General features: G+C 69.4%; 15 protein-coding genes and 1 pseudogene. 7 read left to right on the top strand and 9 right to left on the bottom strand.

The window, feature by feature from the left end:
* Positions 1 to 57: 57 nt before the first annotated feature.
* Positions 58 to 396 (bottom strand): DUF6233 domain-containing protein, encoded by a 339-nt coding sequence (locus ACFZBT_RS04900; RefSeq protein ID WP_391098354.1) that lies wholly within the window; start codon positions 394 to 396, stop codon positions 58 to 60.
* Between the two features lie 24 nt (positions 397 to 420).
* Here ACFZBT_RS04900 and ACFZBT_RS04905 point away from each other — a divergent pair, with 24 nt between their 5' ends.
* The 3 genes from ACFZBT_RS04905 (at position 421) to ACFZBT_RS04915 (ending at position 1,107) form a co-directional block, all read left to right on the top strand.
* Positions 421 to 630, top strand: a complete 210-nt coding sequence (locus ACFZBT_RS04905) for a hypothetical protein (protein WP_391098357.1) — start codon at positions 421 to 423, stop codon at positions 628 to 630.
* Positions 631 to 651: 21 nt separating this feature from the next.
* Complete coding sequence (locus tag ACFZBT_RS04910) at positions 652 to 822, top strand: hypothetical protein (RefSeq protein WP_391098359.1); 171 nt, start codon at positions 652 to 654, stop codon at positions 820 to 822.
* A 93-nt stretch (positions 823 to 915) separates the two neighbouring features.
* Complete coding sequence (locus tag ACFZBT_RS04915) at positions 916 to 1,107, top strand: hypothetical protein (RefSeq protein ID WP_391098362.1); 192 nt, start codon at positions 916 to 918, stop codon at positions 1,105 to 1,107.
* Here the strand turns inward: ACFZBT_RS04915 and ACFZBT_RS04920 are convergent.
* From ACFZBT_RS04920 to ACFZBT_RS04935, 4 genes are all read right to left on the bottom strand, one after another.
* The gene (locus tag ACFZBT_RS04920; protein WP_391098364.1) at positions 1,104 to 1,301 is read right to left on the bottom strand and encodes a hypothetical protein; all 198 of its coding nucleotides are present in this window, start codon (positions 1,299 to 1,301) and stop codon (positions 1,104 to 1,106) included. The genes ACFZBT_RS04915 and ACFZBT_RS04920 overlap by 4 nt on opposite strands.
* A gap of 33 nt (positions 1,302 to 1,334) precedes the next feature.
* Complete coding sequence (locus ACFZBT_RS04925) at positions 1,335 to 1,505, bottom strand: hypothetical protein (RefSeq protein WP_391098367.1); 171 nt, start codon at positions 1,503 to 1,505, stop codon at positions 1,335 to 1,337.
* Between the two features lie 34 nt (positions 1,506 to 1,539).
* Positions 1,540 to 1,785 (bottom strand): GntR family transcriptional regulator, encoded by a 246-nt coding sequence (locus ACFZBT_RS04930; protein WP_391098370.1) that lies wholly within the window; start codon positions 1,783 to 1,785, stop codon positions 1,540 to 1,542.
* Positions 1,786 to 2,153: 368 nt separating this feature from the next.
* Entirely contained in the window at positions 2,154 to 2,420 is a 267-nt protein-coding gene (locus ACFZBT_RS04935) for a helix-turn-helix domain-containing protein (protein WP_391098373.1), read from the bottom strand.
* A gap of 245 nt (positions 2,421 to 2,665) precedes the next feature.
* Between ACFZBT_RS04935 and ACFZBT_RS04940 the strand changes: the two genes are divergently transcribed.
* Both ACFZBT_RS04940 and ACFZBT_RS04945 read left to right on the top strand, forming a co-directional pair.
* Positions 2,666 to 2,905, top strand: coding sequence for a hypothetical protein (locus ACFZBT_RS04940; protein ID WP_391098375.1), 240 nt, complete (start codon positions 2,666 to 2,668; stop codon positions 2,903 to 2,905).
* A 184-nt stretch (positions 2,906 to 3,089) separates the two neighbouring features.
* A pseudogene (locus ACFZBT_RS04945) lies at positions 3,090 to 3,203 on the top strand (hypothetical protein); the annotation flags it as partial.
* 44 nt (positions 3,204 to 3,247) lie between these two features.
* Here ACFZBT_RS04945 and ACFZBT_RS04950 read toward each other — a convergent pair.
* Complete coding sequence (locus ACFZBT_RS04950) at positions 3,248 to 5,905, bottom strand: cellulose binding domain-containing protein (RefSeq protein WP_391098377.1); 2,658 nt, start codon at positions 5,903 to 5,905, stop codon at positions 3,248 to 3,250.
* Positions 5,906 to 6,116: 211 nt separating this feature from the next.
* Positions 6,117 to 9,035: a glycoside hydrolase family 48 protein gene (locus ACFZBT_RS04955; protein ID WP_391098379.1), complete on the bottom strand. Its 2,919-nt coding sequence runs from the start codon at positions 9,033 to 9,035 to the stop codon at positions 6,117 to 6,119.
* 415 nt (positions 9,036 to 9,450) lie between these two features.
* On the opposite strand from ACFZBT_RS04955, the gene ACFZBT_RS04960 reads away from it, so the two are divergent.
* Together ACFZBT_RS04960 and ACFZBT_RS04965 are read left to right on the top strand one after the other, a co-directional pair.
* On the top strand, positions 9,451 to 11,172 hold the full coding sequence (locus ACFZBT_RS04960) for a glycoside hydrolase family 6 protein (protein ID WP_391098381.1): 1,722 nt from the start codon (positions 9,451 to 9,453) through the stop codon (positions 11,170 to 11,172).
* A gap of 149 nt (positions 11,173 to 11,321) precedes the next feature.
* On the top strand, positions 11,322 to 12,233 hold the full coding sequence (locus ACFZBT_RS04965; RefSeq protein WP_391098384.1) for a methyltransferase: 912 nt from the start codon (positions 11,322 to 11,324) through the stop codon (positions 12,231 to 12,233).
* Between the two features lie 89 nt (positions 12,234 to 12,322).
* Here ACFZBT_RS04965 and ACFZBT_RS04970 read toward each other — a convergent pair whose 3' ends face one another.
* Together ACFZBT_RS04970 and ACFZBT_RS04975 are read right to left on the bottom strand one after the other, a co-directional pair.
* Entirely contained in the window at positions 12,323 to 13,114 is a 792-nt protein-coding gene (locus tag ACFZBT_RS04970; protein WP_391098885.1) for an aldo/keto reductase, read from the bottom strand.
* Positions 13,115 to 13,274: 160 nt separating this feature from the next.
* A complete protein-coding gene (locus tag ACFZBT_RS04975) occupies positions 13,275 to 15,101 on the bottom strand; it encodes an AMP-binding protein (protein ID WP_391098386.1) in 1,827 nt (608 codons plus the stop codon).
* Positions 15,102 to 15,114: the final 13 nt, after the last annotated feature.

Raw genomic sequence — 15,114 nt, forward strand, 5'->3', positions numbered from 1 at the left:
CCCCGTGCCACACTGGCCGCAGCGCCCGCCGAGCATCCCCCGTCTTGGCGGGCGCTTTCACGTCTGCCGCAGGCCGGGCTCCGGATTGCACACCCCGCACATCTCCACGTGGAGGCTCTCGTCCTCCAGCGCCAGGAGGGCCTCGTCGCGGCTGAGGAATCCGTGGTCGCCCTTCCAGATGCCGCAGCCGCCCCGGTGCAGCACGGTCCGGCGGTCGCGCGCCGGCTCCAGCTTCCACCGGGCTTCGTCGCGCGCCCGCTGGGCCTGCCGCCGTCCTCGCTCCAGCTCCGCCTCAAGCGTGCGGATCTTCGCCCGGGTGGTGCGCAGCTGGTAGTCCAGCCACTCCTCCAGCGCGGTCAGCTTCGCGAGGCGCTCCTCGGGCGGCATGTCGTTCATGTGTTCGAGTCTAGGGTGGCCGGTGTGAGCAGCAACCAGAGCCCCGGCCGCTACCACCTCGCCCTCACCTCCGATGGCCGCCCGGTGATGCACGGCTGGTGGGGGAGTGAGCCCGTGGCCCGCGGCAAGTTCACGCGCTGGATCGGCGAGCACGGCATCCTGCCCGGTGCCCAGGTCACCCTCGTCGACGAGGCGACTGGCGCGACGTTGACGACCTGGCCGGACGAGGCGTGATCTCCTGGCATGCTGTCCGCCATGGCCCACCGCCCCTACCCGGTCCCCGAGCGTGCCCTGCGGCAGATCATGCGCCGCCACCGGAACGAACTGCCGCCACACCTGCTGCCCGACGCCCGCACGCCGCAGGGGCGCGTCGGCGCCTACGTGCTGTCGACGCGGCGGCCCAGCGTTGTCAGTGGCGGCGCGTAGGCTGATCGCATCATCCCGACGAACAAGCCGGGTTTGCTCTGGCCCCGCCGCGGCGTGATGCACCGAGGCGGGGCTTGCTGCTAAGGAGAGGCCATGATCCGGCGCCTGCTTCGCCGTCTGCTCCCGCGCCCCGCCACGGGCGGGGAGATGCTCGCCTACCGTCCGCGCCTGGACGAGCAGTGGGTGATGCTCAGCCCCGGCCGCAGGATCGACGACCCGGACGAGGCGGAAGCGCTGGGGCTGACGGCCGACGCCCGCCGTATGCGGCGCCAGCAGGGCCGCTAACCCTCCGCGTGCCGCACGGCCTTCTTGAGCGCCATCTCCACCTCGACCCGCGACATCCCGGCCGCCTCGGCGTGCTGCGTGATGGCGTCCTGGACGGCGTTGGCGGTGGCGACGGTGAGCCGCCCGGCCTGCAGCTCCTCCCAGGCGGCGCGCTCCAGGGCTATCAGGGTGTCGGGGAACTCGATGTCGCTCACGAGCGGATCCTACGGCGGGCGGTCACCAGGCCTTCACGCAGCCTCGACGACGTCCCCGCGCTCCACCCGCCGCAGCTCCGCACACAGCCGGCCGTACTCCTCCCGCTGCTCCGCCGTCAGCGGCACCGCAGGATGCGACCACAGCGCGCGGATAGCCGCGTTCAGCTCGGCCGCAGACCGCGACGGCGGGGGAGGAGTGGGCATGCCGATCAGGGTAGCTGCGGGGTCTGACAGCGGGCTACGACTTCGGCGGCTGCGGCAGTTCCGTGACGAACGTGCCGATCCCGGGCTGCATCTCTGCCAGGCCGGCTTTCCGTAGCTCCGTCAACACGCGCTTGGCGGTCACCTGGCTGATCCCGAACTCGTCGCAGATCCCCATCGCCGAGGGCAGCCGGGTCTCGGGTGGGTAGGTGCCGTCGAGGATGCGCTCGGACATCACGGCGTACACCTGCCGCCACCTCGGAATCTCCGGCTCCCACTTCATGATCGGGACGCTAGGCGGGCCTACCCGGACACGCGAGATCAGACGACCCATACGACCTATACCGCCTATCCCGCAGCGGTACCCTGCAAATGCAGGACCCCCGCGGCCGCGGTCACGGCCCGGGGGCATGGCCGACGAGCACAAGGCGGTGCGTCGACGTGGACGAGGGTAGAGAGCATTCCCCCGCGGCGGGAAGCGGGCCGCCCATAGCTGCCGCATCCCGCCTCAGCCCCGTGCAAGAGGCCTGGGGCGACTACGTCCGCCACGAGCGGCACTGTGATACCTGTCGCGGCCGGGACGGCCGGTGCGCGGAGTCGACACAACTGTGGCAGGCCTGGCGGGAACTGGACGGCGAGGTACGGCGGAAGCTACGAGCCGTCGAGTAGCTCGCCGCCGGGAGGAAGCAGCTCGGCCGGCTCCACCTCGAGCGCCCGGGCGAGGAGCAGGAGGTCCGCGTACCGCGGGTCGGTGACGGCCCGCTCGTATCGCTGGACGGTGCGCCGCTCGACTCCCATCCGGTCGGCGAGCTGGTCTTGTGAGAGGCCGAGGTCGCGCCGGCGGGCGGCGATGCGGTCGCCGAGGGCGAGCTGCTCAGAGCGGACCCAGTCGGGGCGGGGGTTGCGGCGGGCTGGCACTCGACAAACCGTTGAGGCAAGTCGATCATGTGTCAGTGCCTAAACTGTCGCGTTCAGGCAACCCCTTCCTTACGAGCCCTGCGATCTGGCATATGCCGCAGGGTTCGCTGTAGTGTGCACGAATAGAACATGTGTTCACCTGAGTGAGTGAACGTCCTGTGAGCTGGGTGTTCCGTCGGCCTCGACGGGAACCAGGGCCATGCGCCCCCCACGCACCCCCGCACCAGCCCGACCTAGGAGACGCGATGGAGCGCCAGCAGATCCTCGACCTCTACCAATGGGACGACGGTGTCTGCTTCCGGCACCCCGAACAAGGAACCGTCCCCACCGTCTGCCTCAAGACGCTGCGCCCCCTCGGCGCCGGTCAGCACGAGGTACGCGCCTGCGGGGACTGCCTCATCGGAATGGAAGACATAAGGCGTGAGGCCGCCCGACGCTCGGGGAGCGAGTACCAGCCGGGCCACGTCGGCGAGTGCGACGTGTAGGGCATTTACCCAGCTCCAGGCACCTTCGGGGAGCGGATTCTGGGGAGGATCTGGGGAGGATGGCCCGTTGGGGAGTGCCTGGGGAGCGGTAGGACTTCAACTCAAAGGCACTCACGGGAACTCAAGGGCAATGAAAGGCAGCAGGTCAGGGTGGTGCAGCCGGGTTCGGTGGACGCTTCACCCTGACCGCACGGCCCTGGCCTGGCAGAACACGGCGTACAACCAGCCCCCGCACCCGAGCTTCTTCCTCGGGAACGGGATGGCGACCGCTCCTCGTCCGACGGTCTACACGCCATAGCAAGAGGGCGCGTGCCGTTACGGCACGCGCCCTCGATCGCCAGCTCAGGCGACCGTACAGGTCTGGTCACCCAGCTTGAACGACGCCGGTCTCGAGTTGGCCGTCCCCGATGAACTGCCCGTGAACCCGAAGCCCACGGACGCACCGGCCGCCACGTTCGCGTTCCAGCCGACGTTCTTCGCCGACACGGCCGAACCCGCTTGCGAGACCTCGGCGTTCCAGGCCTGGGACACCTTCTGCCCGTCCGCGAACGACCAGCCCAGTGACCAGCCGCTCCAGGCACTCGTACCCGTGTTGGTGAGCTGGACGTCCGCCTGGAAGCCGCCTGACCACTGGTTGGTGACCTTGTACGTCACCTTGCAGGCGCCCGTCGGTGTCGGGTCGGGGCCCGGCCCCGGGTCCGTGGAGCCGCCGTCGGAGCTGTCGCCGTAGATGACGCCACGGCCGTTCGTCGAGACGTAGACACGGCCGTAGATCCTCGGGTCGCCGGTGATGGCGGCGCCGGTCCAGCCCCACTGGTGGGCGTCGTCGTTGACGCGTGTCCAGCTCGCGCCCTTGTCCGTGGAGCGGAAGACGCCGCGTACGCCGCCGATCTTCGCGCTCGTGTAGAGGGTCTGGTAGGAGGCGCCGGGGGCCGCCTTGCCGAAACCGATCGTGTCGGCCTGCTGGACGTTCGAGAGCTTCGTGAAGCTCGCACCGCCGTCCGTGGAGTGCCACAGGCCGTACGCCCCGTCGCTCGCGCCGCCCGCCAGCCACACATCGCCCTTCCCGCCCGGCAGGGCCTTGAAGCGGACGCTGTCACCGCCCGGCAGGCCGGTCGCGGGGGACTCCTTGAAGGTCGCCCCGCCGTCCGTACTGACGTAGAACTTCCCGGACTTGAAGCCGTAGAAGGTCTTGGGGTCGACCCGGTCCGACTCGACGACCGCCCCGGAGGGGATCCCGCCGGAGGCCTGCCAGGACGTGCCGAAGCCCGTCGCGTAGTGCACACCGGCGCCCTGTGGGCTCCACACGAACCGGCTGCCGTCGGCCGCCGCCGCGACCGTGCCGCCGCCGCTGACTCCCGAAGGGTCGGTGCCCGCGAACCAGTTGGCGCCGTTGTCCGTCGAGAACGCGATGTGCGGCCCCGAGTCGAGGTTGCCGACCCGGACGACCGTGTTCGGGTTCGACTCGGCGAAGTCCAGGCTCGTGGTCGTCGTGAAGTTCGGCTGTGTGAACATCATCGACGGGACCTTCGTCAGGTCCGTGTGGCGGAAGCCGCCGACATCGCCGAGCGCGCTGAGCAGCGGAGCCCCGGACGGGGGAGAGGCGAGGTCGTTGACCGCCGTCTCCTCCAGGCCCCGCACCATCGGCTTGACGGTGAACTTCCCGCCGCTGTCCCAGTTCGTGAGGTTCTCGGTGCCGTAGATCGTCGCTCCCGTCCCGTACATCATGCGGGCGGAGTCGAACGGGTCGATCTCCATCGACTCCGTCATCCAGCCCAGCTTCGGGGTCTGTTCCGGAGGGGTCGGGTTCGCGCCCCATGTCAGCCACGGCGACGACGAGACGTCCATGGTGTATCGGTTCTCACGAGTCGGGTACGACGTGTAGTCCCACGCCTTGGTCCAGGTCGCCCCGCTGTCCGTGGAACGGAAGATCTGCGTGTCCGGCCACCAGGCGCTGTACGCCGTGGCCATGACCGTGCCGGGCTTCTGCCGGTCCACCGTCAGCCCGCTGAAGCCGTAGAACGTGTCGGCCTCCGCCACCGGGCTGATGTTCGTCCAGGTCCCCGTCCCGGTCGCGTACCGCCACAGCCGGCCCTTGCCGCCGTCGTACGGGCCGCCCTTGTCGCTGTAGGCGACATAGAGATAGCCGTTCTTCGCGTCCAGGACGCCCTTGTGGGCCAGCTGGCCCGTCGGCTGTCCGGCCAGCCGCTGCCAGGTCGCGCCCGCGTCCGTCGAGCGGTACACCGCGTTCTCCGCGTCGGCGACCCCGACGTAGAGCGTCCTCGTGGCGCTGCCCGAGGCACCCGTCGACTCGTCGAAGGTGACCCAGACGACGCCCTGGTTGTCGGACGCGTAGCCCGACGGGTCGCTCGGGTCCTGCACGTAGTTCCCGACGTTCGGGAAGTTCGCCACCTGCGACCACGTCACGCCCGAGTCGGTCGACCGCCACAGCCCCTTGCCGCTGGGCGCGCCCAGATACAGCACGCTGTTCCGGTTCGGGTCGACCGCCAGCCGCTCGCCCATGCCCCGCCCCGGCATGTTGCCGCCCAGCTTGAACGGCAGATTCGCCTTCTGCCAGCTCGCGCCCCGGTCGGCGGACCGCATGACCGCGCCGTTCTTCGGGTCCCAGTCGTTGGTGTACGTCCCGACCGCCGCGTACACCCGGTCCGGATCGACGGAGTCGGACGCGATGCTGACGACACCCGTGTGCCCCCAGTCGTCCCACCCGACCGAGTCCAGCAACGGCGTCCAGCTCTTCGACGTCTCCTGCCAGCGGTACGCGCCACCGATGTCGGTCCGGGCGTAGGCGAGGTTCTTCTCGGAGCGGTTGAAGACGATCCCGGGGACGAATCCGCCCCCGTCGATCCGGGCGTTCTTCCAGGTGTAGGTATCGGCGGCGAGCTTCGTCGTGGGCGGATCGGCCGCCAGGGCGGAGGGGGCGCCCGACAGCAGCCCGGCCGCCAGCGCGAGTACGGCGGTGAGGATACGGGTTCTTCGCACGGTGGGGGTCCTTCCGTGAGGGGGACGTGCGAGGGCCGGGCGGCTCCCGTGCGGGTGGAGCCGCCCGACCGTGGTGGCCCCGCGTCAGGTGCAGGGCCACGTACGCAGAGCTTCGGACGCACCTCTTGCTTGGGGGCGCGGGGAACTGCGCGACCAGCCACAACGGACCCGCAGTCGACAACGGCCCCACCCGCGGAGCGCCCGGCGGGGGCTATTCGAGAAGCTCCGCGTACGAGCCCATGGCAAGCGCGATATCCGCCTGAGCCCAGAACCGGTGGTACGTGAACGACGGAACCGCACCGCCCGCCAGATAACTCTCGATCTTCGACCAGGCCGGATCGTCCTCGTAGAAGGACCGGATCGAGTCGAACGTCGACGACGAGTTGATCGCGTCACCGTTCGGCATCGTGCCCGTCCAGCCACTGGGGATGTACACCGGATCGTCGAACCGGTTGTAGTCGGCCCGGTTCTCCGGGACGGCGATCCCGAGCGCGTCCTGGTGGTTGTCCCACATCCCGTCCAGCAGCTTCTTCGCGGCCGAGGCGGCCTCCGTGTCACCGGAACGGTCGGCGTAGTACGTCAGCGTCTTGGCGTACGAGGCCGCCACACCGACGTCGTTCGTGTAGTCGGCGACGGTGACCCGCAGTCCGCTGTTGGAACCCGGGCTGGAGGCGTTCCACGTGTCGGGCTGGCCCGACCACTGGAGCGTCGACGGGATCCGGAAGGTGCCGTCCGGGTTGAACGTGGTCTTGGACAGCGCCCAGTCGACCCACTTGTCCAGGACCGTCTTGGCCTGCGCGTTGCCCGTCTGCTGGTACAGCTCGGCGACGCGCTCCATGGACCACGCCTGGAAGCCGAACCACTGGTTGGACGGCGGGTCGTGGTACACGGGCTTCTCGTCGTAGTACATGCCGTAGAACGTCGACTTCCCGGCGGGCGGGGTCGCGTACCGGCCCGCCCAGCTGTTGGTCGCGCCGCCGGCGATGGCACCCTCGCTCGACTGCAGCCAGCGGTAGAACTCCAACTGCCGTTCCATGGACTTGGCCCAGTCGGCAGCGCCCGTCGCCGACTTGGGCTTCAGCGGCGCGTAGTTGCCGAGCGCGTAGGCCGCGAGGGGGTTCTGGTAGCCGCCGTGGGCGTGGCTGGAGCCGATGCGCCAGGCCCAGCCGGCCGAGGTGTCGGTGGCGCCGCCCCAGGCGTAGTACCAGGACATCAGGTAGTGCGAGGCGTCCTTGCCCGTGCCCGCCGGGCAGGCCGAGGGCCCGACACAGTTGCCGATCTTCTTGAAGTACTTGTCGAACATGGAGTAGCGCAGGTAGTCGCCCATCTTGGCGGCCTTGCCGACCGTCGCGGAGACGTCCCCGCCCTTGCCCTGCTCCTTCGCCCACAGGTCCGCCCAGTAGGCGGCCTGCACGGCCCGGGCGTCGGCGTCCGGCGCGTTGGTGAACTTCCACTGCTTGGCATAGGAGGCGTCACCGGTGAACAGGTCCAGGTAGCCGTTCTTGCCGCCGTACTTGAAGGCGTCACAGGTCGGCTGCGGCACCGTCTCCCACACCGACTCCTGCGAGCCGCGCTGGAAGGTGTTGATGTACGACGGGCCGGTGTCCGACGGGCCCGCCTCGCACTTGCCGGGCGAGTTGCCGTAGCCGTAGACGTTGTCGACGTCCTGCAGCCAGTGCATGCCGTAGACGTCGTCCGTGCCGTACGCGCTCTTCAGCTCGGCCGCGATCGGGTCCGAGCCGGCCGCGGCGGACGGGTCGAGCTTGGCCGGGTACTCGTTCGGGGTGTCCAGCTCGGGCGCGTAGGTGGCTGGCTTGGACGCGTTGTAGAAGGAGTTGGTCGGCTGGTCCGCGCGGGTGGGGATCATGTACTTCTCCATGAGGTCCCACGCGCCGTTGAACTTGGACCAGTCGCCGGTCACCTTGCCGTACATGGCCTGGAGCCACAGGAGGTAGCTGTACGCCTCCGAGGTGGTCTCGTGGCCGTGGTCCGGCGCCTCGACGATCAGCGTCTCCACCGAGTGGTAGGGGATGCCCTCGGGGGAGAAGTAGCCGTTCGCCGGGTTGGTGATCTTCCCGTACAGCTCCAGGAAGCGCGCGTCGTAGACCTTCGCCGCCGCCAGCTGGGTCACGGTGACCGAGGCCTTGGCGTGGCCCGTGGCCGTCGACTCGAAGACCGCCGAGCCGGTGCCGGAGCCCGCCGCCGTGACGGTCACCTTCTGTGCCGTGTTCCAGTTCTGCGGGGTGAAGGTGAGCGCCGCGCCGCCCGTGACCGACAGCCCCGAGTTGCCGCTCGCGCGGGACGAGGCCACCGTCACGTTGGACGCCGGCTGCTTGGACAGCTTCACCTCGTACGTGCCCGACTTGCCCGACTGGACACCCAGTTGGAGCGGTGAGGCCACGACGGTGGGGCCGGAGGAGACCGTGATGCCGACCGGGGTGGAGTTCGCGGAGGCTCCCATGCTGTCGTACGCCTTCGCCACCAGGGAGTGACTGCCCACGGTCAAGTCGGAAACGGAGAGCGAGTAGGGTGCGCTCGTGTCCGTGCCCAGCAGCGTGGTGTCGTCGTAGAACTCCACCTTGCTGATCGTGGCGTTGTCCGCCGCGGCCGCCGTGGCCGCCAGCGGGACCGTCTGGCCCTGGGTGTAGACGGCGCCGGCGGAGGGGCTGGTCAGCACGGCGAGCGGTGGCTGGTGCGCGCCGGTGCAGGCCGTGCCGTTGACGGAGAAGGACGTCGGTGCGGCATTGGAGCCGCTGTAGGTGAACTGGGCGCCGGTGGAGACGGCGGCGCCCGCGGCGACCCGCGCGTTGTGGGGGGCGTTCTTGACGGTGACGTTCTGACCGGACTGTGACCAGGTGCCGTTCCAGCCGTTCCCCAGCTTCTGGTTGCCGGAGTAGGCGTAGGTCAGCGTCCAGCCGTCGATGGCGTCCGTGCCGCGGTTGGTGAGGGTCAGATCCGCGGTGAAGCCGGAGCCCCAGTCGTTCGTCTTGTAATCGACACTGCACTGAAGTGCGGCCGCCTGCGCGGGAGTCGACCCTGAGGAGAGCATCGTCAACGGAAGCGCGAGAGCTGCGACGGCGGCGATCCACACGCGCCGCACCGCTCCCCGTCTCCGGGGTGGGGGATGCATGGTGCTGGTTCCTCCTTGCGGCTCGGAGAAGTCAAGGCTTGAACCAGTGGGAGCGCTCCCATCGTGAGGATGGGTGTGGTATCGGTCAAGGGCCTTGAAGAGTCGAAAAGATTCGACGCCGCATGTTGAGTGAAAGTCAGCGACTCCTCTGTTCTTTGCAGACACTTGGCGCTACCTTCCTTGACACCAGTGGGAGCGATTCCATCAGTCGACGCGTCCGTCACGGCGTGCCCGGCCTGCAAGGAGTCGCTCATGCGACACCTCTCGCGTTCAGTACTTTGAGCCGCCCCAGCGCGGTCGTCCCCTGCTGCGCGAGCGCCATGCCGGGTTCCACGGTTCCTCAGTCCCTCATGTCCTTGTCGGAGCGCGCCCTGAACGGCTGACACCCCCACCAGCGAAAGGGAAACCCGCACTCATGAGCCGTACGAGAACAGCGTTACTGGCCGCCATGGCCCTGGTCGCCGGCGCGGCCGGCACGGCGTTCGCCGTCGACCCGGACGGCGCAGGCATCGCCGCCGTCCCCTGCACCGTCGACTACAAGATCCAGAACCAGTGGAGCACCGGCTTCACCGCCGCCGTGACCGTCACGAACAACAGCGCCGCCAAGTCGTCGTGGTCGCTGAAGTGGTCCTACGCCGGCAACCAGCAGGTCACCAGCGGCTGGAACGCGAAGCTGAGCCAGAGCGGCGCGGCCGTCACCGCGGCCAACGAGAGCTACAACGCCCAGCTCGCGACCGGCGCTTCGGTCAGCTTCGGCTTCCAGGGCAGTTACAGCGGCAGCAACGCGATCCCGGCCACCTTCACCCTCGACGGCGTCACCTGCAACGTCGACGACGGCGGCAACCCGGATCCGACCGACCCGCCGGGCCCCGGCGGCCCGTCCAACCGGGTCGACAACCCCTATGCCGGCGCCAAGGTGTACGTGAACCCGGAGTGGTCGGCGAAGGCCGCCGCCGAGCCGGGCGGCAGCCGCGTCTCCAATCAGCCCACGGGTGTCTGGCTGGACCGTATCGCGGCCATCAACGGCGCGGGCGGCAAGATGGGCCTGCGCGCCCACCTCGACGAGGCGCTGCGCCAGAAGGGCTCCGGCGAGCTCGTCGTCCAGCTCGTCATCTACAACCTGCCCGGCCGTGACTGTGCCGCCCTCGCCTCCAACGGCGAGCTCGGACCGACGGAGATCGACCGGTACAAGACGCAGTACATCGACCCGATCAAGGCGATCCTCGCCGACTCGAAGTACGCCTCGCTGCGGATCGTCACCACCGTCGAGATCGACTCGCTGCCGAACCTCGTCACCAACACCGGCAGCCGTCCCACGGCCACCCCGCAGTGCGACGTGATGAAGGCCAACGGCAACTACGTCAAGGGCGTCGGCTACGCGCTGAACAAGCTCGGCGACGTGCCGAACGTCTACAACTACGTCGATGCCGGGCACCACGGCTGGATCGGCTGGGACGACAACTTCGGTGCCTCCGCGACCCTGTTCAAGGAGGCGGCGTCCGCCGAGGGCGCGACCGTGAACGACGTCCACGGCTTCATCACCAACACGGCGAACTACAGCGCCCTGAAGGAGAACAACTTCACCGTCAACGACAACGTGGCCGGCAAGTCCGTCCGCGAGTCGAAGTGGGTCGACTGGAACCGCTACGTCGACGAGCAGTCCTTCGCCCAGGGCTTCCGCAACCAGCTGGTGTCGGCGGGCTTCCCGTCCTCCATCGGCATGCTGATCGACACCTCCCGCAACGGCTGGGGCGGCTCGGCCCGGCCCAGTGGCCCGGGTGCGCAGACCTCCGTCGACACCTACGTCGACGGCGGCCGCTACGACCGCCGCATCCACGTCGGCAACTGGTGCAACCAGTCCGGAGCCGGCCTCGGTGAGCGGCCCCAGGCCAGTCCGGCCTCGGGGATCGACGCCTACGTGTGGATGAAGCCGCCGGGCGAGTCCGACGGGGCGAGCAAGGAGATCGCCAACGACGAGGGCAAGGGCTTCGACCGGATGTGCGACCCGACCTACACGGGCAACCCGCGCAACGGCAACAACCTGTCCGGTTCCCTGCCGGACGCGCCGCTGTCCGGGCACTGGTTCTCCGCCCAGTTCCGGCAGCTGATGCAGAACGCCTACCCGCCGCTGTCCTGACCGGCTGACACCCCGTCCCCACGGGTCCGCCGGGGCTTCGGCCCCGGCGGATCGGTGTGCCCGCATTTTTTGCGGGAGCGGCAACAGTGGTGGCCTTCTCCCGGTGCGTCGGCGCAGTCTGGCCGCATCCGAGGGAGAGGCTGACCACCATGGCGCACGACCACGACCACGACCATGACCACGATCACGACCGTCAGGGCCCCGGCGGTCACGACCACACGCACCTCGACTGGGCCGCGATGGCTCCGAGGCTGGAGTCACAGGCGGAGCTGTTCGCTTCCCTGTACGAGCGGGCCATGGGCTGGCTGGCGCACGAGGTGACCGAGCCGGGCCTGATCGTCGACGCGGGCAGCGGGCCGGGCGTCGTGTCGTGTCTGTTCGCCGAGACGTTCCCGGGCGCGCGGATCGTCGCGGTGGACGGCTCCGAGCCGCTGCTGGAACGGGCCCGGGCACGGGCCGAGCGGCTGGGAGTCGCCGACCGCTTCGGCACGATCGCCGGTGAACTCCCCGATGTGCTGGAGGAGTTGGACTACCCGGCCGACCTGCTCTGGGCGAGCCGCAGTCTGCACCATCTCGGTCACCAGCGGGCCGCGCTGGCCGCGTTCGCGGCGCGGCTGGCGCCCGGCGGCACGCTGGCGCTCATGGAGGGCGGCCTGCCGCCGCGGTACCTGCCGCGCGACATCGGTATCGGCCGCCCCGGGCTCCAGGCGCGGCTCGACGCGCTGGAGGCGGAGTGGTTCACGCGGATGCGGACGGAGCTGCCGGGTTACGTCGCGGAGACGGAGGACTGGCCGGCCCTGCTGGCATCGGCGGGACTGAAGCCCGCCAGGACGCACACCTTCCTGCTGGACCTGCCCGCTCCCGCCTCGGACCGGGCCCGTGAGTATGTCGTCGGGTCCCTGTCGCATCTGCGGGAGCGGATCCCGGAAGGCTTCGACGCGGACGATCTCGCCACCCTCGACCGGCTTCTCGATCCGGACGACGCGGCGAGTCTGTACCGGCGGGCGGATGTGTTCGTGCTGGAGGCGCACACGGTGCACACGGCGGTTCGGGCGGTCTGAGCAGGCGCACCACCGCCCCGAGGAGCACGACTGCCCGCAGCCGGGTGACAGGCTGCGGGCAGTCTTACGGGCGTAGGGCCGGTGAGCGCTCAGGCGCCGTCGAACGTCGCCGGGTCCGGGCCGATGCGGCGGTCCTCGTTGAGGGCGCTGATGGCCGCCAGGTCCTCGGTGTCCAGCTCGAAGTCGAAGACCTCGATGTTCTCCTTGATCCGCGACGGCGTCACGGACTTCGGGATCACCACGTTGCCCAGCTGGAGGTGCCAGCGGAGCACGACCTGGGCCGGCGTGCGGTTGTGCTTCCGGGCGATGGCCACGACCGCCGGAACCTCCAGCAGGCCCTTGCCCTGGCCGAGCGGCGACCAGGCCTCCGTGGCGATGCCCTGCTGCGCGTGGTACTCACGGGAGGCGCTCTGCTGCAGATGGGGGTGCAGCTCGATCTGGTTCACCGCCGGGACGACCGACGTCTCGCCGATCAGCCGCTCCAGGTGCTCGGGCAGGAAGTTGGAGACGCCGATGGCCCGGATCCGGCCATCGGCGTGCAGCTTCTCGAACGCCTTGTACGTGTCGACGTAGGTGTCCCGGGCCGGCAGCGGCCAGTGGATCAGGTACAGGTCGACGAAGTCCAGGCCGAGCTTCTCCAGCGACGTGTCGAAGGCGCGCAGCGTGGAGTCGTATCCCTGGTCGGCGTTCCAGAGCTTGGTGGTGACGAAGAGCTCCTCGCGGGGGAGCCCGGCGGCGGCGATGGCCTTGCCGGTGCCCTCCTCGTTGCCGTAGATCGCCGCCGTGTCGATGCTGCGGTACCCGGCCTCCAGCGCGGTCGAGACGGCCGACTCGGCCTCGTCGTCCGGCACCTGCCAGACGCCGAACCCCAGCTGGGGCATCTCGATGCCGTTGTTCAGGGTGATCTGGGGGACCTTGCTCACGAGCTCTCGATCCTTAGGTATGTGGTCAGTTGTACTCCCATCGTCAACGATCACGAGCCGTGATGCATTCCTGACGGGAGAATTCAGACGGGTGGCACACCATCCGTCAACAGGCGGTTCATGCCCGGTAGAGGGCCTCGACCTCGTTCTCGTACGCCTTTTCGATCGCCTTGCGCTTCAGCTTCAGGGACGGGGTCAGCAGCCCGTGCTCCTCGGTGAAGGGCTGGGCCAGGATGCGGAAGGTGCGGATCGACTCGGCCTGCGAGACCAGGGTGTTGGCCGCGACAACCGCGCGCCGCACCTCCGTCTCCAGGTCCGCGTCACGGACCAGCTCCGCCGCGGACAGCTGCGGCTTGCCCCGCATCGCCAGCCAGTGCTCCACGGCCTCCTGGTCGAGGGTGACGAGGGCCGCGATGTACGGGCGGTCGTTGCCGACGACGATGCACTGGTTGACCAGCGGATGGTCACGGACGCGTTCCTCCAGCACACCGGGCGAAACACTCTTGCCACCCGATGTGACCAGGATCTCCTTCTTGCGGCCGGTGATGGTGAGGTAGCCGTCCTCGTCGAGCGAGCCGAGGTCGCCGGTGGCCAGCCAGCCGTCGTGCAGGGTCTCGTCCGTGGCCTTGGGGTTGTTGAGGTAGCCCTGGAAGACGTTCTGGCCGTGCAGCCAGATCTCGCCGTCGTCCGCGAGGTGCACGGTCATGCCCGGGATGGGCTGGCCGACCGTGCCGAAGCGGGTGCGGCCGGGCGGGTTGGCGGTCGCGGCGGCCGTGGACTCGGTCAGGCCGTAGCCCTCGTAGATGTGGACGCCCGCCCCGGCCCAGAACAGACCGAGCCGGCGGTCCATCGCCGAGCCGCCCGACATGGCGTGCCGGATCCGGCCGCCCATCGCGGCGCGGATCTTGGAGTAGACGAGCTTGTCGAACAGCTGGTGCTGCATGCGCAGCCCCGCCGAGGGGCCGGGACCGATGCCCCAGGCCTTGGCCTCGACGGCGTCCGCGTACTTGATGGCGATGTCCACGGCCTTCTCGAACGGCCCGGAACGGCCCTCCTTCTCGGCCTTGCGGCGGGACGCGTTGAACACCTTCTCGAAGATGTACGGCACGGCCAGGAAGAACGTCGGCTTGAACGCGGCCAGATCGGGCAGCAGGGCCGCCGCGTTCAGCTGGGGCTGATGGCCGAATTTCACCCCGCCGCGGATCGCCGCGACCTGGACCATCCGCCCGAAGACGTGTGCGAGCGGCAGGAAGAGCAGAGTGGCGGCCTCGTCGCCCCGCTTGGAGTGGAACACCGGCTCCCAGCGCTCGATGACGGTGTCCGCCTCGTACGCGAAGTTGCCGTGCGTGATGACACAGCCCTTGGGGCGTCCGGTCGTGCCCGAGGTGTAGATGATCGTGGCGATCGAGTCGGGCGTGACGGCCTGCCGGTGGCGGTGCACCACCTCGTCGTCGAGGTGCGCGCCGGCGTCGTACAGCTCCTGCACGGCACCGGAGTCGAGCTGCCACAGGCGGCGCAGCTGCGGCAGCCGGTCGATGACGGTGGCGATCGTCATCGCGTGGTCCTCGTGCTCCACGATCGCGGCGGTCACCTCGGCGTCGTACAGCATCCAGAAGCACTGCTCGGCCGAGGACGTCGGGTAGACCGGCACCACCTGGGCGCCGATCGTCCACAGCGCGTAGTCGAAGAGCGTCCACTCGTAGCGCGTACGGGACATGATCGCGACCCGGTCGCCGAACCGGATGCCGCTCGCCAGCAGACCCTTGGCCAGGGCGAGCACCTCGTCGCGGAACTCGGCGGCGGTGACATCCCGCCACTGCCCGGCGTCGTCCTTGCGGCCCAGGGCGATGTGCAGCGGGTCTTCCTGGGCGTGCTCGAAGACCACGTCGGCCAGACCGCCCACCGGAGGTGCCAACGCCAACGGAGGGTTGGTGAACTCGCGCAAACCCCGCTCCCCG

Origin of the sequence: Streptomyces sp. NPDC008137 (genome assembly GCF_042957035.1) — a bacterium.
Lineage (GTDB): Bacteria > Actinomycetota > Actinomycetes > Streptomycetales > Streptomycetaceae > Streptomyces.

What these genes read in the sequence shown, in the direction of transcription:
- ACFZBT_RS04900 (WP_391098354.1), bottom strand. Translation starts at nt 396, where the DNA reads ATGAACGACATGCCGCCCGAGGAGCGCCTCGCGAAGCTGACCGCGCTG.
- ACFZBT_RS04910 (WP_391098359.1), top strand. Translation starts at nt 652, where the DNA reads ATGGCCCACCGCCCCTACCCGGTCCCCGAGCGTGCCCTGCGGCAGATC.
- ACFZBT_RS04915 (WP_391098362.1), top strand. Translation starts at nt 916, where the DNA reads ATGATCCGGCGCCTGCTTCGCCGTCTGCTCCCGCGCCCCGCCACGGGC.
- ACFZBT_RS04925 (WP_391098367.1), bottom strand. Translation starts at nt 1,505, where the DNA reads ATGCCCACTCCTCCCCCGCCGTCGCGGTCTGCGGCCGAGCTGAACGCG.
- ACFZBT_RS04930 (WP_391098370.1), bottom strand. Translation starts at nt 1,785, where the DNA reads ATGAAGTGGGAGCCGGAGATTCCGAGGTGGCGGCAGGTGTACGCCGTG.
- ACFZBT_RS04940 (WP_391098375.1), top strand. Translation starts at nt 2,666, where the DNA reads ATGGAGCGCCAGCAGATCCTCGACCTCTACCAATGGGACGACGGTGTC.
- ACFZBT_RS04955 (WP_391098379.1), bottom strand. Translation starts at nt 9,035, where the DNA reads ATGCATCCCCCACCCCGGAGACGGGGAGCGGTGCGGCGCGTGTGGATC.
- ACFZBT_RS04960 (WP_391098381.1), top strand. Translation starts at nt 9,451, where the DNA reads ATGAGCCGTACGAGAACAGCGTTACTGGCCGCCATGGCCCTGGTCGCC.
- ACFZBT_RS04965 (WP_391098384.1), top strand. Translation starts at nt 11,322, where the DNA reads ATGGCGCACGACCACGACCACGACCATGACCACGATCACGACCGTCAG.
- ACFZBT_RS04970 (WP_391098885.1), bottom strand. Translation starts at nt 13,114, where the DNA reads ATGCCCCAGCTGGGGTTCGGCGTCTGGCAGGTGCCGGACGACGAGGCC.